Genomic DNA, 24,516 nt, shown 5'->3' on the forward strand with positions numbered 1-24,516 from the left:
TCTCACCACAAAACCATTGTGGGAGCGAGCCTGCTCGCGAAAGCGCTGTGTCTGCAACAAAGATGTCGACTGACACGCCCTCTTCGCGAGCAGGCTCGCTCCCACAGGGAACAATCAATTGCATCACGGGGTACGGTTACGCCGCGTTTCGATGATGTTCGGCAATTGCGAAATCCGCCCCAGCAACCGCCCCAGCGCATCCAGACCGGGGATCTCGATGGTCAGCGACATCAGCGCAGTGTTGTCTTCCTTGTTCGAGCGGGTGTTGACCGCCAGCACGTTGATGCGCTCGTTGAGCAGCACCTGCGAGACGTCACGCAGCAGCCCGGAACGGTCGTAGGCGCGAATGATGATGTCCACCGGATAGGTGAGCACCGGCACCGGGCCCCAGCTGACCTGGATGATCCGCTCCGGCTCGCGCCCGCCCAGTTGCAGCACCGAGGCGCAGTCCTGGCGGTGAATGCTCACACCACGGCCCTGGGTGATGTAACCGACAATCGCATCGCCCGGCAGTGGCTGGCAGCAACCGGCCATTTGCGTCATCAGGTTGCCGACGCCCTGGATCTGGATATCGCCGCGCTTGCCCGGCTTGTAACCGGTCGCCTTGCGCGGGATCAGTTCCAACTGTTCGTTGCCGCGCTCCGGTTCGACCAGTTGCTGCGCGAGGTTGACCAGATGCGCCTGACGCAGGTCACCGGCACCGAGGGCGGCGAACATGTCTTCGGCGGTTTTCATGTTGGCCTTTTCGGCCAGCTTGTCGAAATCCACCGCCGGCAGGCCGAGGCGATTGAGTTCGCGCTCGATCAGGGTTTTACCGGCCGCAACGTTCTGATCGCGAGCCTGCAATTTGAACCAGTGAACAATCTTCGCCCGCGCCCGCGAGGTGGTGACGTAACCGAGGTTCGGGTTCAGCCAGTCGCGGCTCGGCGTGCCGTGCTTGCTGGTGATGATCTCGACCTGCTCGCCGGTCTGCAGGCTGTAGTTCAACGGCACGATACGGCCGTTGATCTTCGCGCCCCGGCAGTTGTGGCCGATTTCGGTGTGCACGCGATAGGCGAAATCCAGCGGCGTCGCGCCTTTCGGCAAGTCGATGGCGTGTCCGTCGGGAGTGAAGATGTAAACCCGATCGGGCTCGATGTCGACGCGCAACTGTTCGGCCAGACCGCCGATATCACCCAGCTCTTCATGCCATTCGAGCACCTGACGCAGCCAGGAAATTTTCTCTTCGTAATGGTTCGAGCCGGATTTGACGTCGGTGCCCTTGTAGCGCCAGTGCGCGCAGACGCCGAGTTCGGCTTCTTCGTGCATGGAGTGGGTGCGGATCTGCACCTCGAGGACCTTGCCCTCCGGGCCGATCACCGCCGTGTGCAGCGAGCGGTAGCCGTTCTCTTTCGGGTTGGCGATGTAGTCGTCGAATTCTTTCGGGATGTGGCGCCACAGGGTGTGGACGATACCGAGCGCGGTGTAGCAGTCGCGCATTTCCGGCACCAGCACGCGCACGGCGCGAACGTCATAGATCTGGCTGAATTCCAGACCCTTGCGCTGCATTTTGCGCCAGATCGAGTAGATGTGTTTCGCCCGGCCGCTGATGTCGGCATCGACACCAGTGGCCTGCAGTTCGTCCTTGAGCTGGGTCATCACGTCGCTGATGAAGCGCTCGCGGTCCAGCCGCCGCTCGTGGAGCAACTTGGCGATCTGCTTGTATTGATCGGGTTCCAGATAACGGAAGGACAAGTCCTCCAGTTCCCATTTGATGTGACCGATGCCGAGGCGATGGGCCAGCGGCGCATAGATGTCGAAGACTTCGCGAGCGACGCGGTTGCGCTTTTCATCGTCAGCGGTTTTCACCGCACGGATGGCGCAGGTGCGTTCGGCCAGTTTGATCAGCGCAACGCGCACGTCATCGACCATCGCCACGAGCATCTTGCGCAGGTTCTCGACCTGCCCTTGGGTGCCCATGACCATCGATTGCCGTGGGCTGAGGCTGGCGCTGATGGCCGCCATGCGCTGCACGCCGTCGATCAGCTTGGCCACCACCGGACCGAAGCGCTGGCCGATGGCCGCCAGCTCGATCTGGCCTTCGCGCACGCCGCGATACAAAACGGCGGCGACCAGCGAATCCTGGTCGAGCTTGAGGTCGGCGAGGATCTCGGCGATCTCAAGGCCAGTGCTGAAACTGCCGGAGCCTTCGGCCCACAGATTCTTCTTCGCATTGGACTGCTGTTCGGCCTCGCGAGCGAACTCGCAGGCTTCTTTCAAGGCCTCGCGATCCAGTGCCAGATCGACACTGACCGCGTGATCGAGCCAGGCCTCGAGATTGATACTGCCGTCGGTGTTGATCGGCTGGTGTGCTCTCACCTGTACCATGCTGCTTTACCTTCCCTACGACGCAGATTCAATGCGTCAAATCGCTGATCCTCAGTGTCCGTTCGCGCTCGCGGGGCTCAGGCGAGCGCTGCGCGGACAGATCAGACGGATTCAGACGAGCCGTCCTGGCTCGCTTCAAATAACGCCATGGCCTCGACATGTGCCGTCTGAGGAAACATATCGAGAATCCCGGCACGTTTTAACCGGTAGCCCTGCTTGATCAATTCCTGCGTGTCGCGCGCCAGCGTGGCCGGGTTGCACGACACGTATACCAACCGCTTGGCACCCAGGGTCGCGAGCTTGCGCACCACCTCGAAAGCACCGTCACGCGGTGGGTCCAAGAGTACCGCAGAAAAGCCGTTTCCGATCCACTGGGCATCGCTCAAAGGCTGGGATAAATCGGCTTGAAAAAACTTTGTGTTATGCAAATTGTTACTGATGGCATTGGCAGCGGCACGCTCGACCATGGTCTGCACACCCTCCACCGCCACCACTTCACGGACGCCTTTGGCCAGCGGTAGCGCAAAATTTCCCAACCCGCAAAACAGGTCGAGCACGCGTTCTTCAGCCGTCGGTTTCAGCCAGTCCAGCGCCTGGGCGATCATCGCTTCGTTGACCCCGGCGTTGACCTGAACGAAGTCACCCGGCCGATAAGCCAGCTCGAGATTCCACTGTTCCAGGCGATAACCGAGGCTCTGACCGGCCTCGACCGGTTGCGGTTCACCTTCGCCATGCAGCCACAACTGCGCCTCGTGGAACTGGCAGAAATCCTTGAGGATGCTCAGATCCGCTTCGGACAACGGCGCCATGTGCCGCAGCAATACCGCCAGTGATGAGCCGCTGAACAGCTCGACATGGCCCAGCGCCTGCGGTTTGCTCAAGCGCCGCAGCATCTCCGGCAAGCGGGTCATGATCGGCTGCAAGGGCTGTACCAGCACCGGGCATTCGCTGATCGCGACGATGTCCTGACTGCCAGCCGCGCGGAAACCCACTTCGAGTTTTTTTGCCTTCATGTCCCAGCGCACGGCGATCCGCGCGCGCCGACGGTAACCGAATTCCGGGCCGGTCAGCGGCGCCGCCCACTCTTCAGGTTCGACACCGGCCACCCGCGACAATTGCTCGGCGAGCATGCGCTGTTTCAGGGCGAGTTGTTCGTCGTGGGGCAAGTGCTGAACGCTGCAACCGCCACAGCGACCAAAGTGCGCGCACGCTGCCGGACGACGCAATTCGCTGGCAGTGAATACCCGTTCGGTGCGCGCCTCGACCACTTTGCCGTGGGCGCCGAGCACCCGTGCTTCGACCTCTTCACCGGCAAGGGCGCCGAGGACGAACCAGGTTTTGCCTTCAAAAAAGGCGATACCGCGACCGTCATTGGCCAGGCGCTCGATACTCAAGCGCTGCTTTTTGCCGGTCGGGATCTGTGGCGCCTTGCTGCCGCCGGTGGGCTGGAAGCGCAGGCCTCTCTCGTGTTTGGCCATCAGTTCGGCGCGTCGAAAATGCCGGTCGACAGGTAACGGTCGCCACGGTCGCAGATGATCGCGACGATCACCGCGTTTTCAACTTCTCTGGACAAGCGCAGCATCGCTGCCACCGCACCGCCCGAGGACACGCCGCAGAAGATGCCTTCTTCGCGGGCCAGGCGCCGGGTAACGTCTTCGGCTTCGCTTTGCGCCATGTCGACGATGCGATCGACGCGGTCAGCCTGATAGATCTTCGGCAGGTATTCCTGCGGCCAGCGGCGGATGCCGGGAATGGCCGAGCCTTCCATCGGTTGCAGACCGACGATCTGCACGCTGTCGCTCTGCTCTTTGAGGTAGCGCGACACGCCCATGATGGTGCCGGTGGTGCCCATCGAACTGACGAAATGGGTGATGCTGCCCTGGGTCTGACGCCAGATTTCCGGGCCGGTGGTGGTGTAGTGCGCTTCGGGGTTGTCGCCATTGGCGAACTGGTCGAGCACCTTGCCACGGCCTTCGGCTTCCATACGCTGGGCCAGATCGCGGGCGCCTTCCATGCCCTCTTCCTGAGTCACCAGGATCAGTTCGGCACCGTAAGCGGTCATCGCCGCTTTACGCTCGGCGCTGGAGTTGTCCGGCATGATCAGGATCATCTTGTAACCCTTGATCGCAGCGGCCATCGCCAGCGCGATGCCGGTGTTGCCGGAGGTCGCCTCGATCAGCGTATCGCCGGGATTGATCTGCCCGCGCAACTCGGCGCGAGTGATCATCGACAACGCCGGGCGGTCCTTGACCGAACCCGCCGGGTTGTTCCCTTCGAGCTTGAGCAGAAGGGTGTTGCTGGTGGCGCCGGGCAGGCGCTGCAAACGCACCAGCGGCGTGTTGCCGACGCAATCGGCGATGGTTGGGTACTGCAAGGTCATGGCGTATTCGCAATCCAGACGTGCGGGGGCGCCTATCATACCGGCAAACCCGCGCAGGCCATATCACGCAAAGTGCGGTGCTTATGGTTTATGGGAATAAGGCACAAAAGTCTCACCAGTGGTGAGCCTTTTATTTGCGCAACACTCAGTTCTCGTGGTGCTGCTTGGAATTCGCGAGCAGGCTCGCTCCCACAGGGGATGAATGTTGCTTATGCGATCTGCGGTGAATGCACAGCCATTGTGGGAGCGAGCCTGCTCGCGAAGGCGTCCGCATGGGCAACACCATCATCCGCCAGCAAGCGCAAATTCAACCGCAGCCCCGCCCCCGTGTTTTCCGCCCAGAGCAACCCGCCCTGGCGCTGCACCGCGTTGCGCGCAATGCTCAATCCCAAGCCAAAGCCACCATCCCCGGGTCTCGATCCATCCAATCGAATGAACGGCGAAAAGATCCGCTGCAGATCTTCGTCAGCCACGCCGCCGCCCTGATCCTCCAGCCACAAATGCCAATACTCGCCATCGCGCCGTGCATCGAGACGCACAATCCCGCCCTCGGGCGAGTGACGAATGGCGTTGCGCAGGATGTTTTCCAGCGCTTGCGCCAGGGTATTGAGGTTGCCGCGCACCCAGCACGATGCCTCGACCGAGCATTGCAGTTGCAGACTCGGCCAGCCGCTTTCATAGCAGGCGTTGTCGGTAAGCATTTCCCACAGCGCCTGAATCTGGATCGCTTCATCCGGCAACGGCGAGCGGTCGGTGTCGAGCCAGGCCAGTTGCAGGGTGTCATCGACCAGCCGCTGCATGCCGTCGACCTCGCGGCCGATGCGCTCGCGCAATTGCGGCAAGCCCTGTTCGCTTTCGCTGGCCACGCGCAGGCGGCTCAGCGGCGTGCGCAGTTCGTGAGACAGGTCGCGCAACAACTGCTGTTGCAGGGCGACTGTGCTTTGCAGGCGCTCGGACATGGAATCGAACGCTCGCGCCAGCTCACCGAGTTCATCCGGGCGCTGGGTGATGCCGCTCGACAGGCGCACGTTCAACTGATCAGCGCGCCAGGCGTTGGCCTGTTCGCGCAGGTTATTCAGCGGCACCACCAGCAGGCGATACAGGCCGACACAGAGCAACAGGGTGAACAGCCCGGGAATCACGCCGTTAGTGATCACCCGCCAGAACACCCGGTACTTGCCCGGGACAAAACGTTCAGGCAGCTCGATGACGAGGATGCCGGCGGCCGGATCCTGAGGGAACGGTACCCGCAGCCAAGGTCGGCCCTTCTTGTGGATCGGCCAGTCGAGGCCGCGCAAAAAGGTCAGGTGCTGCACCTCCGCGGCGTTCAACGGCTGGCTGCTCAGCGACTGCAAATCAGCGCCGATCACGCCGACCCAACTGGCCTCGCGCAATTCCATGCTCTGCAACCAGTCATCGACGCCACTGCGCCCGCCGCGCTGCCACGCCTGTTCGGCTTGCGCGGCATAACGGCTGAGGGTGCTGCGCGCGTCACTGGAGAGGAACTGATTGCGCTCCTCCATGTAGCGGCCCCACGACCAGCTCAGCCAGATCATCAGCAGACAGAACGCCACCAGCAGGCACGCCAGTTTCCAGAACAGCGAATGCCGCCCCGGCAGCTCAGACAGTTTCATCGGCGCCACTCAAGACATAGCCCTTGCCCCACACCGTGCGCACTTCACGCTCGGTGTAACCGATGGCTTTGAGTTTGCGACGGATCTGGCTGATGTGCATGTCGAGGCTGCGGTCATGCGCCGCAAAGCCGCGTTGCAGGACGTGCTGATAAAGGAAGGCCTTGCTCAGCACTTCCTCGTTGTTGCGGTGCAGGGTTTCCAGCAGACGGAATTCGCTGCGGGTCAACCCGGCCGCTTGCTCGCGGAAAAACACGTCGCACTGTTCGTCATCGAAACGCAGGGTGCCGCTGACCACCGCAGCGGTAACCGCAGGCGGGCGCCGATCCAAGGCCACGCGGCGCAGGATCGCTTCGATGCGCACATGCAACTCGGCCATGCTGAACGGCTTGGGCAGATAGTCATCGGCACCGAGGCGGAAACCGCTGATGCGATCGGCCTCGGCACCCAGCGCCGACATCAGTAACACCGGCGTCGAATGGCTCTGCCGCAATTGCGTCAACAACTGCAGACCATCGAGCCCCGGCAGCAGAATATCCATCAGCACCACGTCGAAAGGCTGGCACTGGGCGATGTTCAGACCTTCCTGGCCGTTCTGGCACCAGGTCACTTGAAACCCGCTGCGGCCCAGATGCTCGTGCACATACGCGCCGAGGACCGGATCGTCTTCAATGGAAAGGATGCGTGGCTGGCCAACGGAAACAGGAGTCATGAGTATCTGCAAGTAATTCTCAGTTGGCGGATTATTCAAGATTGTCCGACAGCGGGCAACACAAGCTTGGCCTGTCGGACGAACGAGTGCGTGGACGGCGCTGCATTTTCCGCAAGATTGCCCGCCTGCAAATCGCTACACTGCGCCCATGTCGCGTGCCGGATGCACGCATGTGTCAACAGATCAGCGGGATGCGGGAGATAGGCGTGCTCAAGAAACTGGGAATCAAAGGTCGCGTGCTGTTGCTGACCTTGTTGCCGACCAGCCTGATGGCGCTGGTGCTGGGTGGCTATTTCACCTGGACGCAGCAGACCGACCTGCACAGCCAATTGATGCAGCGCGGCGAAATGATCGCCGAGCAACTGGCGCCACTGGTGGCCCCGGCGATGGGCCACGGCGACGCCGATCTGCTTGAACGCATCGCCACCCAGTCCCTTGAACAACCCGACGTGCGCGCGGTGACCTTCCTCGCGGCGGACCGCTCGCCACTGGCCCACGCCGGGCCGACCATGCTCAATCAAGCGCCAAGCGGCGACAGCGCGCTGCTGCAACGACGCAGCGGCAATGACGCGACGCGCTACCTGATGCCGGTGTTCGGCAAGCACCGCAACCTCGCCGGTGAAATCATTCCCGAAGAATCCGAACGCCTGCTCGGCTGGGTCGAGCTGGAGCTGTCGCACAACGGCATGTTGCTGCGCGGCTATCGCAGCCTGTTCGCCAGCCTGCTGCTGATCGCCGCCGGACTAGCCGGCGCCGCCCTCCTCGCGTTGCGCATGGGCCGCACCATCAACCGTCCGCTGAGCCAGATCAAACAGGCTGTCGCGCAGCTCAAGGACGGTCATCTGGAAACCCGCTTGCCGCCCCTCGGCAGCCAGGAGCTGGACGAACTGGCCTCGGGCATCAACCGCATGGCCGGCACCCTGCAGAATGCTCGCGAAGAATTGCAGCACAGCGTCGATCAGGCCACCGAGGACGTGCGGCAGAATCTGGAAACCATCGAGATCCAGAACATCGAACTGGACCTGGCGCGCAAAGAAGCGCTGGAAGCCAGCCGGATCAAATCCGAATTCCTCGCCAACATGAGCCACGAGATCCGCACGCCGCTCAACGGCATTCTCGGCTTTACCCACCTGTTGCAGAAAAGCGAACTGACCCCGCGCCAGCTCGACTATCTGGGCACCATCGAAAAGTCCGCCGACAGCCTGTTGGGGATCATCAACGAGATTCTCGATTTCTCGAAAATCGAGGCCGGCAAACTGGTGCTCGACCACATTCCGTTCAACCTCCGCGACCTGCTTCAGGACACCCTGACCATTCTCGCCCCGGCCGCGCACGCCAAGCAGCTCGAGCTGGTCAGCCTGGTCTATCGCGATACGCCGCTGTCGCTGGTCGGCGATCCGCTGCGCCTGAAGCAGATCCTCACCAATTTGGTCAGCAACGCGATCAAGTTCACCCGCGAAGGCACCATCGTCGCCCGGGCGATGCTCGAAGACGAACACGAAGACAGCGTGCAACTGCGCATCAGCATTCAGGACACCGGCATCGGTCTGTCGAGTCAGGATGTCCGCGCGCTGTTCCAGGCTTTCAGTCAGGCCGACAATTCGCTGTCGCGCCAACCCGGCGGCACCGGGCTGGGGCTGGTGATTTCCAAGCGCCTGATCGAGCAGATGGGCGGCGAGATTGGCGTCGACAGCACGCCGGGCGAGGGCTCGGAATTCTGGATCAGCCTGAGCCTGCCCAAGACTCGCGACGACGCCGAAGACCTGCCCGCCGCGCCATTGCTCGGACGCCGCGTGGCAGTACTGGAAAATCACGAACTGGCGCGTCAGGCCTTGCAACATCAGCTGGAAGACTGCGGACTGCAAGTTACGCCGTTCAATACTTTGGAGAGCCTGAGCAATGGCGTTACCGGCGCGCATCAGACCGATCAGGCGATCGATCTGGCGGTGATCGGCATCACCAGCAACGACATGCTCCCGGAACGCTTGAACCAGCACATCTGGGACCTCGAACACCTGGGCTGCAAAGTTTTGGTGCTGTGCCCGACCACCGAACAGACGCTGTTTCATCTGTCGGTGCCCAACCCGCACAGCCAGCTGCAAGCCAAACCGGCGTGTACGCGCAAGCTGCGCCGGGCGTTGTCCGATCTGGTCAATCCGCGCCAGACCCGCAGCGAACCGGGCGAGCCGCTGTCCAGCCGTGCGCCGCGCGTCCTGTGTGTCGACGACAACCCGGCCAATCTGTTGCTGGTGCAGACCCTGCTCGAAGACATGGGCGCCCGGGTGCTCGCGGTCGAAAGCGGTTACGCGGCCGTCAAAGCCGTGCAGAGCGAATCGTTCGACCTGGTGCTGATGGACGTGCAGATGCCGGGCATGGACGGCCGCCAGACCACTGAAACCATTCGCCAGTGGGAAAGCGAGCGGCATTGCACACCGCTGCCGATCGTCGCCCTCACTGCCCACGCCATGGCCAACGAAAAACGCGCGCTGCTGCAAAGCGGCATGGACGACTATCTGACCAAACCGATCAGCGAGCGGCAACTGGCGCAGGTGGTGTTGAAGTGGACCGGGCTGGCCCTGCGCAATCAGGCGCCGGAGCGCAACGGCGACAGCGCGGCGAGTCAGCAGGAACTGCCGGTGCTCGATCACGAAGAAGGCTTGCGCCTGGCGGCGGGCAAAGCGGATCTGGCGGCAGACATGCTCGCCATGCTGCTGGCCTCGCTGGAAGCCGACCGCGAAGCGATTCGCGCCGCGCGTGACAGCCACGACCAGAATGCCCTGCTTGAACGCGTGCACCGTTTGCACGGCGCCACCCGTTATTGCGGCGTGCCGCAACTGCGCGCCGCCTGCCAGCGCAGCGAAACCTTGCTCAAACAGGACGATCCGAAAGCCGCCGCCGCGCTGGATGAACTGGAGCGCTCGATCAATCGACTCGCGGCGCAGGCGCGCATCAGCGCCTGATCCACGGCAAGGCGCTGCACGCGCAAAGCGCTACAGTTGTCGCGGGCCATTGCGGCCCGCGTCGATGTTCCAGGAGGATTCATGCGCACAATCTTTTTCAGCAGTCAGACCTACGATCGCGACAGCTTTCTCGGCGCCGACTGCCCGGCCGGGCTTGAATTGCATTTTCAAGCGGCGCGACTGAGCCTCGATACGGCGGCGCTGGCCGAGCAGCACGAAGTGGTCTGCGCGTTCATCAATGACGACCTCAGCGCCCCGGTGCTCGAACGCCTCGCGGCTGGCGGCACGCGGCTGATTGCCCTGCGTTCGGCCGGTTACAATCATGTCGACCTGCCGGCGGCGAAACGCCTCGGCCTGGCCGTGGTTCGCGTGCCGGCCTACTCGCCGCATGCCGTGGCCGAGCATGCCGTGGCGCTGATCCTCGCCCTCAATCGTCGCTTGCATCGTGCCTACAACCGCACCCGCGAAGGCGATTTCAGCCTGCATGGCCTGACCGGTTTCGATCTGGTCGGCAAAACCGTCGGCATCGTCGGCACTGGGCAGATTGGTGCGACCTTCGCGAAAATCATGCACGGCTTCGGCTGTGAATTGCTGGCCTACGATCCGTATCCCAATCCCGAGGTGCTGGCGTTGGGCGCACGTTATCTGAGCCTGCCGGAGTTGCTCGCGCAATCACGGATCATCAGCCTGCATTGCCCGCTCAACGAACAGAGCAAGCATCTGATCAATCGCGATTCACTGGCGCACATGCAGGCGGGCGCGATGCTGATCAACACCGGGCGTGGCGGGCTGGTGGACACGCCGGCGCTGATCGACGCGCTGAAGGACGGCCAACTCGGTTATCTGGGGCTGGATGTTTACGAGGAAGAGGCGCAGCTGTTTTTCGAGGATCGCTCCGACCTGCCGTTGCAGGACGATGTGCTGGCGCGTCTGCTGACGTTTCCCAACGTGATCATCACCGCGCATCAGGCGTTTCTGACCCGCGAAGCATTGGGCGCGATTGCCGCGACCACCCTGCACAACATCGCGACCTGGGCGGCAGGTTCGCCGCAGAACCAGGTCGAGGGTTGAACGGTTTTACTTGGACAGCGAAGACGCCAGGATCAGCAAGCCCAGCCAGCCGAACCCGAGCAGGCGCTGCTTGCTGGAGTGGCCGTTGCGCAGCAGGAACCAGACGAAAAACGCCGGTAGCAGAAACACCATGATTTTCAGCCAGCCCTCCACCGGGCGGCTGCCATCGGCGTTGAGCGGTTGCTGCTCCTCGCGAGCCTGTTCTGCGGCCTGCTGACGACGGCGACGCCCTGCTGCTGCCGGCATCACTTTGGGTAAAGGCTCGGACACTGGCGGCGCAACCGCCTCGGGCACTGCGTTGTTGCGTGGCAGGCTGCCGAAGGAAATCGTCGCGGCTTGCACCGGTGCCGCCGTCGATTGCGCCTGCATGGCGGCGTGCTCGGCCATCGGCGCGCCGCAGTGAATGCACACCAGCGCTTCGGAACTGACGCTCCGCTTGCATTCATAACATTCGATCAGCGCCATGTTCCGTTCCTTCAGATTCGGGGGCCGGCAGTGTGCCATGACTGTCGGCGCATTTGAACCGGATCGAAGGTCGCACGCGTGCATCATTCTGCAATCGAGCCCGTGCTAGCATGTCGCGCATATTTGGAGGACCCATGGTCGAACACGATTTCCGCTACACCCTGATGAACCCGCAACACACCCTCACCGAATGCCGCGCCCTCGTTCCGGGCCGCTATCAGGTGACCGGTAACGGTGGCTCGATCCGCATCGGCGATGCCCTGTTGGTCACCCTCAAAGGCAGCAAGGATTTGTCCATGCGCCTGACCGTCGACACGGTCCGCCACTTGATCAATCCGCCAGGCCAATGGACCGCAATGACCACAGGCCCGGTGTTTGGCGAACTGGCCATTCACACCTGGCAGGTCAACTGCGACAGCTGCGCGAAAGAGCTGAGTTTCGAATTCGCCGTGGATGCCAAACTTGGCAAGACCGCCGAGAAACCTGCCGCCACCGCGCGCATCGCCGAGCTCGGCTGGAAAGCCGTCGGCGACAAGCACCTGTGCCCGAAATGCCAGGAGCCTGCATGATGAAACGCCTCGCCCTGACCGCACTGATCGGTGTCGGCCTGGCTGGTTGCGCCGCAGAGCCGGTGCAACTGCAGCACAACCGCAGCTACATTCTGGAATGGATCGGCGAGCGGCCATTGATGGATTACAGCCACCTGACCGTGACCCTCGGCGATGACGGCCGCGCCTACGGCAACGGCGGCTGCAACCATTGGTTCGCGCCGTACACGCAGGACGGCGACAAGCTGACTTTCGGCAAGATCGGCAAGACCCGCAAGCTCTGCGCCCCGGCGCTGATGGAGCAGGAACAACGGTTCTTGCAGGCGCTGGAAAAAGTCGAGCGCTGGGACATTTCGCCCATCGAGCAGATACGCTTCTGGCCGGCTCAAGGCAAACCGTTGCGCTGGTGGCTCGAAGAGGGTTGATCCGCCCTGAATCGCCAAGGCCCTCACCCTAACCCTCTCCCAGAGGGAGAGGGGACTGATTGGGGGATATTGAAGAGTTATGTCGACGTGGTAATTCTTCGCCGAATCCATAATCGACTGGATTCTGTCTGACGGGACCATAATCAACTCGGTGTCTCAGGTCGATGTACGACGAAAGACACCTCGGTCGGCCCCCTCTCCCCCGGGAGAGGGCTGGGGTGAGGGGCTTCTGGCGGTTTACTTCGTAGCCTGCAACGCCTCCAGCTTCGCCATCACCCCCGCCGCCGTCTGCTCACCCAGCAACTGCTCACGCACCTTGCCTTTGTCATCGATGATGAAGGTCACCGGCAGCGCCTCACTGCGCGGCAGGTCGAACAGCTCGGCCGGATCCTGCGCCAGCACGGTGAACTTGATGCCGAGTTTTTCGCTCGCCTCTTTCAACTCCGCGCCCTGCACATTGTCGAAATTGACCCCGAACACCCCGACGTTCTTGCTCTTGAGCTCATCAGCCAAATGATTCAGCTCGGGAATTTCCGTGCGGCATGGGCCACACCATTCGGCCCAGTAATTGAGCACCACCCACTGCTTGTCCAGACGTTCGGACGCTACCTTCTGGCCGTTCTGGTCGATGCCGTAATCATTACCGCAGCCCCCCAGCATCAACGCCCCGATTATCGTCAATGCCGCTGCCAATCGCCGTGTCATGTCGTGTTCCTTGTGAAAATTCGAAAGCGCCTGCGACCCATCGCCTCTGACGGTTCTGGATTGCGCGCCGCACAGTTAGAATAGCCGCCACTTTACGCCAGAAGCGACCCGCCATGACCGATCTGACGCTTTATCACAATCCGCGCTGCTCGAAATCCCGCGGCGCGCTGGAACTGCTCGAAGCCCGCGGCTTGCATCCGACTGTCGTGCGCTACCTGGAAACGCCGCTCAGCGCCGCGCAGATCAAGGCCCTGCTCGGCAAGCTCGGGATCAGCGCGCGACAGCTGCTGCGCAGCGGTGAAGAGGAATACAAAACCCTGAATCTGGCCGACGCCAGCCTCAGCGAGCAGCAGCTGATCGACGCCATCGCCACGCACCCGAAACTCATGGAGCGGCCGATTCTCGAAGTCGGCGACAAGGCCGTCATCGGTCGCCCACCGGAAAACGTGCTGGAGTTGTTGCCATGAGCACGCCGTACATTCTGGTTCTCTATTACAGCCGCAACGGTTCGACCAACGAGATGGCCCGGCAGATCGCCCGTGGTATCGAGCAGGCCGGAATGGAAGCGCGTCTGCGTACGGTGCCGGCGATTTCCACCGAGTGCGAAGCAGTGGCGGCGGACATTCCCGCTGAAGGCGCGCTCTACGCCAGCCTCGATGATCTGAAGAACTGCGCCGGCCTCGCCTTGGGCAGTCCGACGCGTTTCGGCAACATGGCCGCGCCGCTCAAGTACTTCCTCGACGGCACCAGCAACCTCTGGCTGACTGGCGCGCTGGTCGGCAAACCGGCCGGCGTGTTTACCTCCACCGCCAGCCTGCACGGCGGTCAGGAAACCACGCTGCTGTCGATGATGTTGCCGCTGTTGCATCACGGCATGTTGATCACCGGCCTGCCCTACAGCGAATCGGCCCTGCTCGAAACCGAAGGTGGCGGCACGCCTTACGGGGCCAGCCATCACGCCGGTGCCGACGGCAAGAACGGTCTTGATCAGCACGAAGTGGCGCTGTGTCGCGCACTCGGTCTGCGCCTGGCGAAAACCTCACAGAAGCTGGTGGGCTGATGGCGAAGAAGCCGAAAGTCCTGCCCTCGATAGAGTGGCTTGAGCCACGGGTCAAGGCGATGCGCGTGCTCAGCCTGCTGAGCTTTTTCGCCCTCGCCGGCTTGCTGGCTGTTTATTACCTGCTGTTCGCCGATCTGCATGGCGCGCGGCCTTGGGTGATTCTGCTGGTCGAGCTGATCCCGTGGCTGGTGCTCGCCCCGGCGATGATCATGGGCAGCGCCCGTGGCCATTCGTGGATGTGCTTTGTGGTGAACCTGTACTTCATCAAAGGCGCGCTGGCGGCGTACGACCCCAACCGGCAGTTGTTCGGCCTGCTGGAAATGGCCGCAAGCCTGGCGGTGTTCTGCTCGGCGCTGCTGTATGTGCGCTGGCGGTATCAGCTGAATCGCAAATTGGCGGGTGAAGGCGAGATCAGCGTCGCCTGAACGACCGCTTTCGCGAGCAGGCTCGCTCCCACAGGGGAATGCATTCCAGATGTGGGAGCGAGCCTGCTCGCGAATGCAGCGACGCGGTCTTAATGGTTCACGGTATAGGCGAGCATCATCGAAATCTGGCTCATCGGCCGTCCGCCGCTCTGTTCGTGCCACTGGTTGAACGCGTTCTGCACCGTCGCCAGATCGCGCTGGCTGGTCGGCACTTTGTCGACGATCTTCTGCGCATTAAGCGCCGCGACCACGTCGTAGCTCGGCACGAACGTGTCCTTGCCGACCATGCGCAAAAAGCGTGGCGCCGACAGCCCGCCAAGTTGGTGGCCGTGCTTTTTCAGGTACGTCCACAGGCCGACGATATCGGTCACCGGCCAGTCGGCGATCAATGCGCCGAAGCTGCCCTTGTCCTTTTCCACATCGAGAATGAACTGCGCATTGCGCGGCACACTTTTCAGCTTGCCCAGATGGCGGATGATCCGCGCATCCTGCATCAGCCGCTCAAGGTGCTCGGCGCTCATCAGCACGACTTTTTCCGGATCGAACTTGAAGAACACTTCTTCGAACGCCGGCCACTTGGCGTCGACCAGGCTGTGCTTGAGCCCGGCGCGAAAAACCCGCAAGGCCATGGTCGAGAGATAGCGGTCATCGCGGATCTTGCGCAGTTGTGCGGGGGTCTTGGGAACGGGCAGATGGGCTTCCAGTTCAGCCGCCGAACCGAAACGGTTCAGACAGTATTCGTGCAGCCACTTGTAATCGCGCATGCCCTCTCCTATTGAATGAAGCGAAGAAACCAATGTGGGAGCGAGCCTGCTCGCGAAGAGGGAGTCTCAGTCAACCAATCAGTTGAATGACACACCGCTTTCGCGAGCAGGCTCGCTCCCACATTTGAAGGTGTTTACAGATTGACGACGTTAACGAAGCGCGAAGCCGCGGTTTCGTCGATCTTCAGGCTGGTGAAGTCGAACAGGTTGCGGTCGGCCAGTTGCGATGGCACCACGTTCTGCAGGCTGCGGAAAATCGATTCGGTGCGGCCCGGGGTCTTGCGATCCCAGTCCTGGAGCATTTCCTTGACCACCTGGCGCTGCAGGTTTTCCTGCGAGCCGCAGAGGTTGCACGGGATGATCGGGAATTGCTTCAAGTCCGAGTAGGCCTGAATGTCCTTCTCGTTGCAGTAAGCCAGCGGGCGAATCACCACGTTGCGGCCATCGTCGGCGCGCAGCTTCGGCGGCATCGCTTTGAGGGTGCCGTTGAAGAACATGTTGAGGAAGAACGTTTCGACGATGTCGTCGCGGTGATGACCGAGGGCCATTTTCGTCGCGCCGATTTCGTCAGCGAAGGTGTACAGGGTGCCGCGACGCAGGCGCGAGCACAGCGAGCAGGTGGTCTTGCCTTCCGGCACCAGTTCCTTGACCACCGAGTAAGTGTCCTTCTCGACGATGTGGTACTCGATGCCCAGTTCTTTCAGGTAGGCCGGCAGCACGTGCTCGGGAAAGCCCGGCTGTTTCTGGTCCATGTTCACCGCGACGATGTCGAACTTGATCGGTGCAACCTTCTGCAGGTGCATCAGCACGTCGAGCATGGTGTAGCTGTCCTTGCCCCCGGACAGGCAGACCATGACCTTGTCGCCGTCTTCGATCATGTTGAAATCGGCGACCGCTTCGCCGGCCAGGCGGCGCAGGCGCTTTTGCAGTTTGTTCTGGTTGACCGTAAGAGTGCCCATGACGCGAAATCCGTGAGGTGTGACGAAAGGCCGGCATTTTACGCAAAAACCCTGGTAGCGCGAAGCATCTGTGGCGAGGGGATTTATCCCCGCTGGGTTGCGAAGCAGCCCCAAAACCTGGGAACTCGTAATGCCTGACACTGCGCGCTGAATGGGCTGGCGACTGCTGCGCAGCCGAACGGGGATAAATCCCCTCGCCACAAAAAGTGTTTCAACCCCAAAAATGCCTTCCCGCGCAAGACCCCGAGGCGATTATCCATCCCGTTTACAGCGCGATTTGCTCTAAGCCCGGCATACCGGTGCGCTGGACTCCTTTCTATACTGCGACATAAGGTCGCACACATCTGAAGACCTGTATTTGCTCGGCCATCTTGGCCCGTAGGCGCTCCGTTGGGGGGCGATGGCAATGACAAGAGGAGTGAATGGCATGATCCATCACGTAGTGGGACTGTTTACCCACCCCGATCAGGAATGGAAGGAGATCCGTGGCGACCAAGAGGAAAGCATCAGCCACATGTACCTGACGCACACGCTGATTCTAGCGGCGATCCCCGCTGTTTCGGCGTTCATCGGCACGACCCAGGTCGGCTGGGTGATCGGCAACCGCGCGCCGGTGATGCTCACGTTCGAAAGCGCCTTGTGGATGACCATCATGTCGTACCTGGCGATGCTCGGCGGGGTCGCGGTGATGGGCGCCTTCGTGCACTGGATGGCGCGCACCTATGACGCCAATCCAAGCCTGGCCCGTTGCGTGGCATTCGCCACTTACACGGCGACACCGTTGTTCGTCGGCGGTCTGGCGGCGCTGTATCCGCACATGTGGCTGGGGATGATCGTCGGTACGGCGGCCATCTGCTACACGGTCTATCTTTTGTATGTCGGCTTGCCGACGTTCATGAACATCCCTTCGGATGAAGGCTTTCTGTTTTCCAGCTCGGTGCTCGCGGTTGGGCTGGTGGTGCTGGTGGCGATCATGGCGTTCACCGTGATTGTCTGGGGCCTGGGTGTCGGCCCGGTCTATACCAACTGACCTGTTTCCTCCCTGAGAAAAACAACATCTGCCAATACAGGCCGCCGCAAGGCGGCCTTCTCGTTGGGGCGACGACCATTCGGCAGGTCGACGATTCGCAAGTCGCCGGGGTTACGGCATACTCGGCGTCTCTGGAGATCCATCAAGCATGCCCGAGCAACTCAATACCCGCGTCGAAGATTGTTACCAACTCGCTGAATCCTTTTTCAAACGTTCCTTCAAACGCCCCGTGGTCAGCCTCAAGCTGCGCGGGCAGAAAGCCGGTGTCGCGCATCTGCACGAGAACCTGCTGCGCTTCAACCCGCAGCTGTACCGGGAAAACACCGAACACTTCCTCAAGCAGACCGTGGCCCACGAAGTCGCCCACCTGATCGCTCATCAACTGTTCGGCGACCGCATCCAGCCCCATGGCGAGGAGTGGCAACTGATCATGCGCGGCGTCTACGAACTGCCGCCGGATCGCTGCCACACCTATGAAATCAAGCGGCGCAGCGTGACCCGCTATATCTACAAATGCCCGTGCCCCGACAGTGATTTCCCGTTTACCGCCCAGCGCCATGGCCTGGTGCGGCAAGGGCGGCGGTATTTATGCCGGCGTTGCCGCAGTACGCTGGTGTTCAGTGGTGAAATGCGGGTGGAATGACAGTTTTGTAGAGTATCGGCGGGCCCCTTCGCGAGCAGGCTCGCTCCCACAGGGGAATGCATTTCAATGTGGGAGCGAGCCTGCTCGCGAAGGCGGCGGCATGAGCGCTACAGAATCACCCTGGCCGAACGCAACTCGGTGATCCGCTCAGCACTCAACCCTAACTCCCCCAACACCTCATCCGTATGCTGCCCCAACCCCGCACCAACATGCCTTGGCGCCGGCAACGCCTCAGAGAATTTCAACGGACAGGCCATCTGCGCCTGCGTCGTGCCATCGCCGCGCGGCACCTGGGTCACCAGCTCCCGCGCCTGTAACTGCGGATGGCGCAACGCCTCGCCCAAACTCAACACCGGCTCGACACAGGCATCGACCCCGGCGAACAACTCACACAGTTCTGCAAAATCGTGCCGCTCGAATTCGATGCGCAACGCCTCTTTCAAGGCTTGTTGTTGCTCAGGCCTGGGCGACAACCCTTGCGCGGCCAGTTCCGGCCGGCCCAGTGCCGTGCACAATTGCTGCATGAACGCTGGCTCCAGACTGCCCACCGACATCCAGCGCCCATCCCGGGTGCGGTAATAGTCATAGAAACTGCCGCCGTTGAGCATCTGATCTTCGCGGCCCGGTTCCGCGCCGCAGGCCAGATAGCCAGCGCCGGCCATGGCGTTCAGGCTGAACGCGCAGTCGGTCATGCTCACATCCAGATGGGTGCCCTGCCCGGTTTGCTGACGGGCAATCACCGCTGCCAGCAAGCCGATCACGCCGTGTAGCGAGCCGCCCGCCACGTCTGCCACCTGCATGCCCAGCGGCAACGGCCCGCTGTCGGCGCGACCGGTGTAGCTAGCCAGCCCGGCCAGCGCCAGATAGTTGATGTCATGCCCGGCGCGCTCCTTGTACGGCCCGGTCTGGCCGTAACTGCTGATCGACACATAAATCAGCTTTGGATTGATCGCTTTCAACGCTTCATAACCTAGGCCCAGGCGCTCCATCACCCCGGGGCGAAACTGCTCGAGGACGATGTCGTACTCGCCCAGCAGTTGCTTGATGATCTGCAGCGCTTCGGGCTGTTTCAGGTCCAGCGCCAGACTGCGCTTGTTGCGGTTCAGATAAGCGTGGCTGGCCGAGACCCCGCCATCATGCGGCGGCAGCACCCGCAGCAGATCCATACGCGTCGGCGATTCGATGCGCAGCACCTCGGCGCCCATGTCCGCCAGCAGCAACGAGGCGAATGGCCCCGGCAGCAAGGTCGAGAAATCGAGAATCTTCAGTGAGGCCAGCGGTGCAGACATGGGCGAACTCCTTGGGCGATGTACTCAGCCTAGGCAGCCATCGGCGATGCGGCAATCACCGCAAATGTCAGCAGGTGTGACCGTTGCGCTCAAATTCCGGGCAAGAAAAAACCCGCCGAAGCGGGTTTTTCTGTGCAAGCGATGCTTACTTCACATTGCTCGGGGTTGGGCCTTCAGCCACACCCAGGTCGTCTTCTTCACGCTCATCGGAGATACCGCGACCGCCGGAAGCCAGCTCGGTCTGCAGTTGATCGGTGTCCAGCTCCTTGACCCACTTGGCGACGACGATGGTCGCTACAGCGTTACCGACCAGGTTGGTCAGTGCGCGGGCTTCGGACATGAAGCGGTCGATACCGAGGATCAGCGCCAGACCGGCAACCGGCAGGTGACCTACGGCCGACAGCGTCGCGGCCAGAACGATGAAGCCCGAACCGGTCACACCTGCCGCGCCTTTGGAGGACAGCAGCAGCACCAGCAGCAGAGTGATCTGGTGGGTGATGTCCATGTGCGTATCAGTCGCCTGAGCGATGAACACGGCGGCCATGGTCAGGTAGATCGAAGTACCGTCGAGGTTGAACGAGTAACCGGTCGGGATCACCAGACCCACGACGGATTTCTTCGCGCCCAGACGCTCCATCTTGATCAGCATGCGTGGCAGTGCCGATTCCGACGAGGACGTACCCAGTACGATCAACAGCTCTTCACGGATGTAGCGCACCAGTTTGAACACGCTGAAACCGTGAGCCCGGCAGATCGCACCCAGCACCAGCACGACGAACAGGACGCAGGTGATGTAGAAGCAGATCATCAACTGGCCCAGTTGCACCAGCGAGCCGACACCGTAGGCACCGATGGTGAACGCCATGGCACCGAACGCACCCAGTGGCGCCAGTTTCATGATCATGTTGATGATGTTGAACATCACGTGGGCGAAGCGATCGATCATGTCCAGCAGCGGACGGCCGTACGAGCCGAGGCGATGCAGGGCGTAGCCGAAGATCACCGAGAACATCAGCACTTGCAGGATGTCACCGGTGGCGAACGCGCCGACGATGGTGTTCGGGATCACATTGAGGAGGAAACCGACAATGCTCTGGTCTTTACTGGCCGTCACGTAGGTGGCGATTTTCGAGGCGTCCAGGGTGGTGACGTCGATGTGCATGCCGGCGCCCGGTTGCACAACGTTGACCACGATCAGACCGATCAGCAGGGCAATGGTCGAAACGATTTCGAAGTACAGCAGCGCGTATCCGCCGGTCTTGCCTACCGACTTCATGTTCTGCATGCCGGCGATGCCGCTGACAACAGTACAGAAGATGATCGGGGCGATGACCATTTTGATCAGCTTGATGAAGCCGTCACCCAGTGGCTTGAGGGCCACACCGGTCTGCGGATAGAAGTGACCGAGCAGGATGCCGATGGCGATGGCAACGATCACCTGGAAATACAGGGATTTGTACAGTGGCTGACGAGTCGTCATTGCAGGTTTCCTCAAGCGTCCAGCGGCAACATCCATCTGTCGAGCGCCGAACCTTAATTGCGAACCCTCCTGCACTGGAGGGATTTGTTGTTGGAACGGCATTTTTCCCGGTCGGAGAATGCACGCTTCTGTGGCTTGTATCGCAAACGTCGTGCCAGATTGGTGCAAATGGCAGCAAGCCTTTTGATATCAGGGCCTGCGGGAGTTCCCTGTCACCAATCAGCGACTTGAGGCATGGCGGATTTCCGCCAACTGAGCGTTCAGCGTCCTGCAATTTGGCGGAAATCCGCCTTGTGGCGTTGCCGGCCCGCCATTACGATCGGTGCCTGAACAAGGATTGCCGCTTATGCGCGAACGCACCATCGCCAGCCATTTCGCCCGTGCCGCCCTTGGCGGTGCGCGCCGGCGCGGCCTGGATTATTCAGGCCTGTTACAGCAACTGGGGATCAGCCCGGAGTTGCTCGACGAGCCCCGCGCGCGGATTGCCCCTGAGCAGTTCACCCGGCTGATTCAAGGGCTGTGGCTGGCGCTGGACGACGAATACCTGGGTTTCGGTAACGCCCCGAGCAAGCCCGGCAGCTTCGCCATGATGTGCCACGCCTCGATTCACTGCCGCAACCTGGAGAAGGCTCTGCAACGTGGCTTGTTGTTTTACAGCCTGTTCCCCGACGCCCCACGCCTGACCCTGCGTCGCGAAGACGAATGGGTGCGTTTGAGCCTGGACGACGCGCAGTCGTGGGACCCGGATCATTTTCTCAGCGAGAGCCTGTTGGTGATCTGGCACCGCCTCGGCAGTTGGCTGATCGGCCAGCGGATACGCCTGGAGCAGGCAACCTTCAGCTATCCGCGCCCCGAGCACGGCAGCGAATACGACCTGCTGTTCCCCTGCCCGCTGACCTTTGATGCCGAGCAAAGCAGCCTGCTGTTTCACAGTCGCTATCTGGCCATGCCGCTGTTGCAGGACGAACGCACGCTCAAGCATTTTCTCGAACGCTCCCCCGCCGACCTGCTCTCGCGCCCGGACGACGGCGACAGCCTGAGCAGCCGCCTGCGCCGCTTGCTCAGTCGCGACGCTGCGCACTGGCCTGATCTGGAAGCGGTTGCGGCGCATCTGCATATCAGCCCGCAGACCTTGCGCCGGCATTTGCGCGAGGAAGGCACCAGTTTTCAGGAACTCAAGGATCAGCTGCGGCGGGATATCGCCATCTACCATCTGGGCCGGGCGGAGCTGTCGTTGCAACAGATTGCCGAGCAGCTCGGGTTCTCTGAGCCTTCGGCGTTTCATCGGGCGTTCAAGAAATGGACGGGGCTGACACCGGGGGCTTATCGGTCGCAGGAGCAATGAGGCGCTAAATCAAAAGCCCCTCACCCTAACCCTCTCCCGGAGGGAGAGGGGACTGATTGGGGGATGCTTGAGAAATACGCCGACCTGCAAGCTCTCTATTGAATCCATATTCGCTGCAAATCGCTCAGGTCGATAATTTTCCAAAGACACTTCGGTCAGTCCCCTCTACCTCTGGGAGAGGGTTAGGGTGAGGGCAGCTCGCAATCACACCGCAGGAAAATCAATCCTGAACGCCGCCCCGCCCATCGGTGAATCACCCAAAGCCAAACGCGCGTTGTAGCTTTCGATGATGTCTTTGACCACCGCCAGCCCGATGCCCTGCCCCGGATGTTGGGCATCCAGGCGTTCGCCGCGTTCGAGAATCCGCGCACGCTGATCGAGTGGAACACCCGGGCCATCATCCTCGACACACAACTCGATCCCGGCCAGTGATTCGCGCACGCTGACCCGCACTTCGCCGAGGCACAGGCGATAGGCGTTTTCCAGCAGGTTGCCGAGCATTTCCAGCAAGGCGCCCTGCTCGATCGGCACGTAGCAGTGCTCCGGCAGATCAAAGGTCACGCGCACGTGTTTGTCGCGGTAGACCTTGTCCAGCGTGTCGCAAAGGCTTTTGAGCACCGGTTGCAGGCGCACCTGATGGCGCACCAGGCCGCTTTTGCGCAGGCTGGCCCGTTGCAGTTGGTAGCTGATCTGCTGGCTCATGCGTTCGATCTGACTTTGCAGAACCCAGGCCTGGTCGCGGTCTTCGGGGCGCTGGGCCATGTCTTCGCTGACGCCTTGCAGCACCGCCAACGGGGTTTTCAGGCTGTGGGCGAGGTCGTCGAGGGAGTCGCGGTAGCGGCTGCGTTGCTGGCGTTCGCTGAGCAGCAAGCGGTTGAGCGAGCCGGTCAGGCGCAGCAGTTCACGCGGGTGTTTTTCCGTCAGGCTTTCGCGGGTGCCGCCTTCGATTTCGTCGAGTTCCTGGCTCAAACGGCGCAAGGCCTTGAGGCCCCAGGTCAGGCCGATCCATAGCAGCGCCAGCAATACCAGCAACGCCGCACCGAAGCCCAGATAGAGATTTTCGCGCAGGCCTTCGAGGGTGGTTTCGTATTCACGCACCGGTTGCAGAGCGACGATGCTGAATGCCGCGCTTTTGCCGCCGAGCAATTTGACTTCGACGTCGTAGACGAAGAACTCCTGACCGCTGGCTTCACGAATCCGCGCGAACTCATTGCCGAGACCGTCGTAGCGCGGTTTGTAGTTGATCTGCTCTTCCTGGGTGGCTTTCGAGCGCCACACCAGTTTGCCGTCGCGGTCGTAGATATAGCCGAGCAAACGGAAGTCGGTGAGGTTGAAGCGTTCGTCCGGCAATTGCGACGGCATCACCAGCCGACCGTTTTCCACCCGGGCGGCGGAGATCAATGTGGTGACATCGGAGGCCAGACGTTGCTCGATCGAGTCCTGCAAGGCAAGGCTGAAGGCACCCTGCATCGCCGGCAGCAAGGCAAGCATGAACAACACCGCCAACGTGGTGGCGGCGAGCATCAAGCGTACGCGAAGGGAACGGATCAAGTGCAGCGCTCATTGAACAGGTAGCCGAGGCCGCGCACGGTGTCGATCGGCTTGAACCCGGCCGGGCCTTCGAGCTTGCGGCGCAGACGGCCGACCAGCACTTCGATGACATTCGGATCGCGCTCGTCATCGTCCGGATAGAGCTGCTCCATCAAGCGATCCTTGGGCACCACCTGCTGATGGTGGCGCATGAGGTATTCGAGGATGCGGTATTCGTAAGCGGTCAGCGCCAGCGGTTGTTCATCGAGGCTGGCCTGTTTGCGATTGAGGTCGAGCAGCAACGGCCCGGCGACGATGGTCGACTGGGTGAAGCCGCTGGAGCGCCGCAGCAATGCGTTCAGGCGCGCATCGAGTTCTTCGAACTGGAACGGCTTGACCACGTAATCGTCGGCACCGGCGGCGAGCCCTTCGACCTTGTCCTGCCAGTTGCCGCGCGCGGTGAGGATCAGGATCGGGAAGGTCTTGCCGCCCGAGCGCAACTGGCGGATCAGGTCGAGGCCGCCCATGCCCGGCAGGCCGAGATCAATCACCGCCAGATCGAAGTTGTACTGGCCGGTCTGGTACAGCGCCTCCTCGGCATTGGCCACGGACTCGACCACATGACCGCTCTCCGTCAGACGGGTTTGCAGGTGATGACGCAACAGCGCCTCGTCTTCGACGACCAACAGTTTCATGCCTTTCTCCCTATCACTTGAACTCTCCAGGC

General features: G+C 61.7%; 23 protein-coding genes. 10 read left to right on the forward strand and 13 right to left on the reverse strand.

From position 1 onward, the window contains the following. Positions 1 to 123: 123 nt before the first annotated feature. The 5 genes from relA to AB4O12_RS14260 all read right to left on the reverse strand — a co-directional run bounded on the left by relA (position 124) and on the right by AB4O12_RS14260 (position 7,090). A complete protein-coding gene (gene relA / locus AB4O12_RS14240) occupies positions 124 to 2,367 on the reverse strand; it encodes a GTP diphosphokinase (RefSeq protein WP_041479585.1) in 2,244 nt (747 codons plus the stop codon). 101 nt (positions 2,368 to 2,468) lie between these two features. After that, entirely contained in the window at positions 2,469 to 3,845 is a 1,377-nt protein-coding gene (gene rlmD / locus AB4O12_RS14245; protein WP_460058817.1) for a 23S rRNA (uracil(1939)-C(5))-methyltransferase RlmD, read from the reverse strand. Next, positions 3,845 to 4,747: a cysteine synthase CysM gene (gene cysM / locus AB4O12_RS14250; RefSeq protein WP_041479583.1), complete on the reverse strand. Its 903-nt coding sequence runs from the start codon at positions 4,745 to 4,747 to the stop codon at positions 3,845 to 3,847. Before cysM ends, rlmD begins: the two co-directional genes overlap by 1 nt. A 209-nt stretch (positions 4,748 to 4,956) precedes the next feature. Next, positions 4,957 to 6,381: a histidine kinase sensor domain-containing protein gene (locus AB4O12_RS14255; RefSeq protein WP_460058819.1), complete on the reverse strand. Its 1,425-nt coding sequence runs from the start codon at positions 6,379 to 6,381 to the stop codon at positions 4,957 to 4,959. Further along, positions 6,368 to 7,090: a response regulator transcription factor gene (locus AB4O12_RS14260; RefSeq protein WP_460058821.1), complete on the reverse strand. Its 723-nt coding sequence runs from the start codon at positions 7,088 to 7,090 to the stop codon at positions 6,368 to 6,370. Before AB4O12_RS14260 ends, AB4O12_RS14255 begins: the two co-directional genes overlap by 14 nt. A 206-nt stretch (positions 7,091 to 7,296) precedes the next feature. Between AB4O12_RS14260 and AB4O12_RS14265 the strand changes: the two genes are divergently transcribed. Together AB4O12_RS14265 and AB4O12_RS14270 are read left to right on the forward strand one after the other, a co-directional pair. Then, positions 7,297 to 10,050, forward strand: a complete 2,754-nt coding sequence (locus AB4O12_RS14265; RefSeq protein WP_122752293.1) for a response regulator — start codon at positions 7,297 to 7,299, stop codon at positions 10,048 to 10,050. Between the two features lie 81 nt (positions 10,051 to 10,131). After that, entirely contained in the window at positions 10,132 to 11,121 is a 990-nt protein-coding gene (locus AB4O12_RS14270) for a 2-hydroxyacid dehydrogenase (RefSeq protein ID WP_460058823.1), read from the forward strand. Positions 11,122 to 11,127: 6 nt separating this feature from the next. Here the strand turns inward: AB4O12_RS14270 and AB4O12_RS14275 are convergent, their stop codons facing one another. Then, positions 11,128 to 11,586: a hypothetical protein gene (locus AB4O12_RS14275; protein ID WP_460058825.1), complete on the reverse strand. Its 459-nt coding sequence runs from the start codon at positions 11,584 to 11,586 to the stop codon at positions 11,128 to 11,130. A gap of 134 nt (positions 11,587 to 11,720) precedes the next feature. On the opposite strand from AB4O12_RS14275, the gene AB4O12_RS14280 reads away from it, so the two are divergent. Next, positions 11,721 to 12,155 (forward strand): hypothetical protein, encoded by a 435-nt coding sequence (locus AB4O12_RS14280; protein ID WP_039757838.1) that lies wholly within the window; start codon positions 11,721 to 11,723, stop codon positions 12,153 to 12,155. Next, on the forward strand, positions 12,155 to 12,559 hold the full coding sequence (locus AB4O12_RS14285; RefSeq protein WP_217851866.1) for an META domain-containing protein: 405 nt from the start codon (positions 12,155 to 12,157) through the stop codon (positions 12,557 to 12,559). Before AB4O12_RS14280 ends, AB4O12_RS14285 begins: the two co-directional genes overlap by 1 nt. A gap of 237 nt (positions 12,560 to 12,796) precedes the next feature. Here the strand turns inward: AB4O12_RS14285 and AB4O12_RS14290 are convergent, their stop codons facing one another. Next, entirely contained in the window at positions 12,797 to 13,264 is a 468-nt protein-coding gene (locus AB4O12_RS14290) for a TlpA disulfide reductase family protein (protein ID WP_056788124.1), read from the reverse strand. Positions 13,265 to 13,377: 113 nt separating this feature from the next. Here AB4O12_RS14290 and arsC point away from each other — a divergent pair, with 113 nt between their 5' ends. From arsC to AB4O12_RS14305, 3 genes are read left to right on the forward strand one after another with little or no spacing between them, the layout of a single operon-like run. Next, the gene (gene arsC / locus AB4O12_RS14295) at positions 13,378 to 13,731 is read left to right on the forward strand and encodes an arsenate reductase (glutaredoxin) (protein WP_122707466.1); all 354 of its coding nucleotides are present in this window, start codon (positions 13,378 to 13,380) and stop codon (positions 13,729 to 13,731) included. Continuing rightward, entirely contained in the window at positions 13,728 to 14,324 is a 597-nt protein-coding gene (gene wrbA / locus AB4O12_RS14300) for an NAD(P)H:quinone oxidoreductase (RefSeq protein WP_460058828.1), read from the forward strand. The genes arsC and wrbA overlap by 4 nt, the downstream gene beginning before the upstream one ends. Beyond that, positions 14,324 to 14,749: a DUF2069 domain-containing protein gene (locus AB4O12_RS14305; RefSeq protein WP_016773633.1), complete on the forward strand. Its 426-nt coding sequence runs from the start codon at positions 14,324 to 14,326 to the stop codon at positions 14,747 to 14,749. Before wrbA ends, AB4O12_RS14305 begins: the two co-directional genes overlap by 1 nt. A gap of 89 nt (positions 14,750 to 14,838) precedes the next feature. Here AB4O12_RS14305 and AB4O12_RS14310 read toward each other — a convergent pair whose 3' ends face one another. Both AB4O12_RS14310 and ttcA read right to left on the reverse strand, forming a co-directional pair. Next, positions 14,839 to 15,513, reverse strand: coding sequence for a DNA-3-methyladenine glycosylase I (locus tag AB4O12_RS14310; protein WP_016773632.1), 675 nt, complete (start codon positions 15,511 to 15,513; stop codon positions 14,839 to 14,841). Between the two features lie 134 nt (positions 15,514 to 15,647). Continuing rightward, entirely contained in the window at positions 15,648 to 16,472 is an 825-nt protein-coding gene (ttcA, locus tag AB4O12_RS14315) for a tRNA 2-thiocytidine(32) synthetase TtcA (protein ID WP_024013975.1), read from the reverse strand. 427 nt (positions 16,473 to 16,899) lie between these two features. Here ttcA and AB4O12_RS14320 point away from each other — a divergent pair, with 427 nt between their 5' ends. Both AB4O12_RS14320 and AB4O12_RS14325 read left to right on the forward strand, forming a co-directional pair. Further along, on the forward strand, positions 16,900 to 17,502 hold the full coding sequence (locus AB4O12_RS14320; protein ID WP_016773629.1) for a Yip1 family protein: 603 nt from the start codon (positions 16,900 to 16,902) through the stop codon (positions 17,500 to 17,502). Between the two features lie 148 nt (positions 17,503 to 17,650). After that, complete coding sequence (locus tag AB4O12_RS14325; RefSeq protein WP_024013976.1) at positions 17,651 to 18,145, forward strand: SprT family zinc-dependent metalloprotease; 495 nt, start codon at positions 17,651 to 17,653, stop codon at positions 18,143 to 18,145. Positions 18,146 to 18,252: 107 nt separating this feature from the next. Here the strand turns inward: AB4O12_RS14325 and AB4O12_RS14330 are convergent, their stop codons facing one another. Next, complete coding sequence (locus tag AB4O12_RS14330) at positions 18,253 to 19,434, reverse strand: CaiB/BaiF CoA transferase family protein (RefSeq protein WP_460058832.1); 1,182 nt, start codon at positions 19,432 to 19,434, stop codon at positions 18,253 to 18,255. Between the two features lie 145 nt (positions 19,435 to 19,579). Next, complete coding sequence (locus AB4O12_RS14335; protein ID WP_122707473.1) at positions 19,580 to 20,914, reverse strand: dicarboxylate/amino acid:cation symporter; 1,335 nt, start codon at positions 20,912 to 20,914, stop codon at positions 19,580 to 19,582. Between the two features lie 346 nt (positions 20,915 to 21,260). On the opposite strand from AB4O12_RS14335, the gene AB4O12_RS14340 reads away from it, so the two are divergent. Continuing rightward, on the forward strand, positions 21,261 to 22,259 hold the full coding sequence (locus tag AB4O12_RS14340; protein WP_375122552.1) for an AraC family transcriptional regulator: 999 nt from the start codon (positions 21,261 to 21,263) through the stop codon (positions 22,257 to 22,259). A 204-nt stretch (positions 22,260 to 22,463) separates the two neighbouring features. On the opposite strand, the gene AB4O12_RS14345 is transcribed toward AB4O12_RS14340, so the two are convergent. Further along, positions 22,464 to 23,810, reverse strand: coding sequence for an ATP-binding protein (locus AB4O12_RS14345; RefSeq protein ID WP_150743501.1), 1,347 nt, complete (start codon positions 23,808 to 23,810; stop codon positions 22,464 to 22,466). After that, positions 23,807 to 24,484, reverse strand: a complete 678-nt coding sequence (locus AB4O12_RS14350) for a response regulator transcription factor (RefSeq protein WP_016773623.1) — start codon at positions 24,482 to 24,484, stop codon at positions 23,807 to 23,809. Before AB4O12_RS14350 ends, AB4O12_RS14345 begins: the two co-directional genes overlap by 4 nt. Positions 24,485 to 24,516 lie beyond the last annotated feature (32 nt).

Source organism: Pseudomonas sp. S2_A05 (assembly GCF_054668485.1).

Bases quoted from the DNA above. Each gene is read 5' to 3' on its own strand.
- relA (WP_041479585.1), bottom strand. From the start codon at position 2,367: ATGGTACAGGTGAGAGCACACCAGCCGATCAACACCGACGGCAGTATC.
- rlmD (WP_460058817.1), bottom strand. From the start codon at position 3,845: ATGGCCAAACACGAGAGAGGCCTGCGCTTCCAGCCCACCGGCGGCAGC.
- cysM (WP_041479583.1), bottom strand. From the start codon at position 4,747: ATGACCTTGCAGTACCCAACCATCGCCGATTGCGTCGGCAACACGCCG.
- AB4O12_RS14255 (WP_460058819.1), bottom strand. From the start codon at position 6,381: ATGAAACTGTCTGAGCTGCCGGGGCGGCATTCGCTGTTCTGGAAACTG.
- AB4O12_RS14260 (WP_460058821.1), bottom strand. From the start codon at position 7,090: ATGACTCCTGTTTCCGTTGGCCAGCCACGCATCCTTTCCATTGAAGAC.
- AB4O12_RS14270 (WP_460058823.1), top strand. From the start codon at position 10,132: ATGCGCACAATCTTTTTCAGCAGTCAGACCTACGATCGCGACAGCTTT.
- AB4O12_RS14275 (WP_460058825.1), bottom strand. From the start codon at position 11,586: ATGGCGCTGATCGAATGTTATGAATGCAAGCGGAGCGTCAGTTCCGAA.
- AB4O12_RS14280 (WP_039757838.1), top strand. From the start codon at position 11,721: ATGGTCGAACACGATTTCCGCTACACCCTGATGAACCCGCAACACACC.
- AB4O12_RS14285 (WP_217851866.1), top strand. From the start codon at position 12,155: ATGAAACGCCTCGCCCTGACCGCACTGATCGGTGTCGGCCTGGCTGGT.
- AB4O12_RS14290 (WP_056788124.1), bottom strand. From the start codon at position 13,264: ATGACACGGCGATTGGCAGCGGCATTGACGATAATCGGGGCGTTGATG.
- arsC (WP_122707466.1), top strand. From the start codon at position 13,378: ATGACCGATCTGACGCTTTATCACAATCCGCGCTGCTCGAAATCCCGC.
- wrbA (WP_460058828.1), top strand. From the start codon at position 13,728: ATGAGCACGCCGTACATTCTGGTTCTCTATTACAGCCGCAACGGTTCG.
- AB4O12_RS14305 (WP_016773633.1), top strand. From the start codon at position 14,324: ATGGCGAAGAAGCCGAAAGTCCTGCCCTCGATAGAGTGGCTTGAGCCA.
- AB4O12_RS14310 (WP_016773632.1), bottom strand. From the start codon at position 15,513: ATGCGCGATTACAAGTGGCTGCACGAATACTGTCTGAACCGTTTCGGT.
- ttcA (WP_024013975.1), bottom strand. From the start codon at position 16,472: ATGGGCACTCTTACGGTCAACCAGAACAAACTGCAAAAGCGCCTGCGC.
- AB4O12_RS14320 (WP_016773629.1), top strand. From the start codon at position 16,900: ATGATCCATCACGTAGTGGGACTGTTTACCCACCCCGATCAGGAATGG.
- AB4O12_RS14325 (WP_024013976.1), top strand. From the start codon at position 17,651: ATGCCCGAGCAACTCAATACCCGCGTCGAAGATTGTTACCAACTCGCT.
- AB4O12_RS14330 (WP_460058832.1), bottom strand. From the start codon at position 19,434: ATGTCTGCACCGCTGGCCTCACTGAAGATTCTCGATTTCTCGACCTTG.
- AB4O12_RS14335 (WP_122707473.1), bottom strand. From the start codon at position 20,914: ATGACGACTCGTCAGCCACTGTACAAATCCCTGTATTTCCAGGTGATC.
- AB4O12_RS14340 (WP_375122552.1), top strand. From the start codon at position 21,261: ATGCGCGAACGCACCATCGCCAGCCATTTCGCCCGTGCCGCCCTTGGC.
- AB4O12_RS14350 (WP_016773623.1), bottom strand. From the start codon at position 24,484: ATGAAACTGTTGGTCGTCGAAGACGAGGCGCTGTTGCGTCATCACCTG.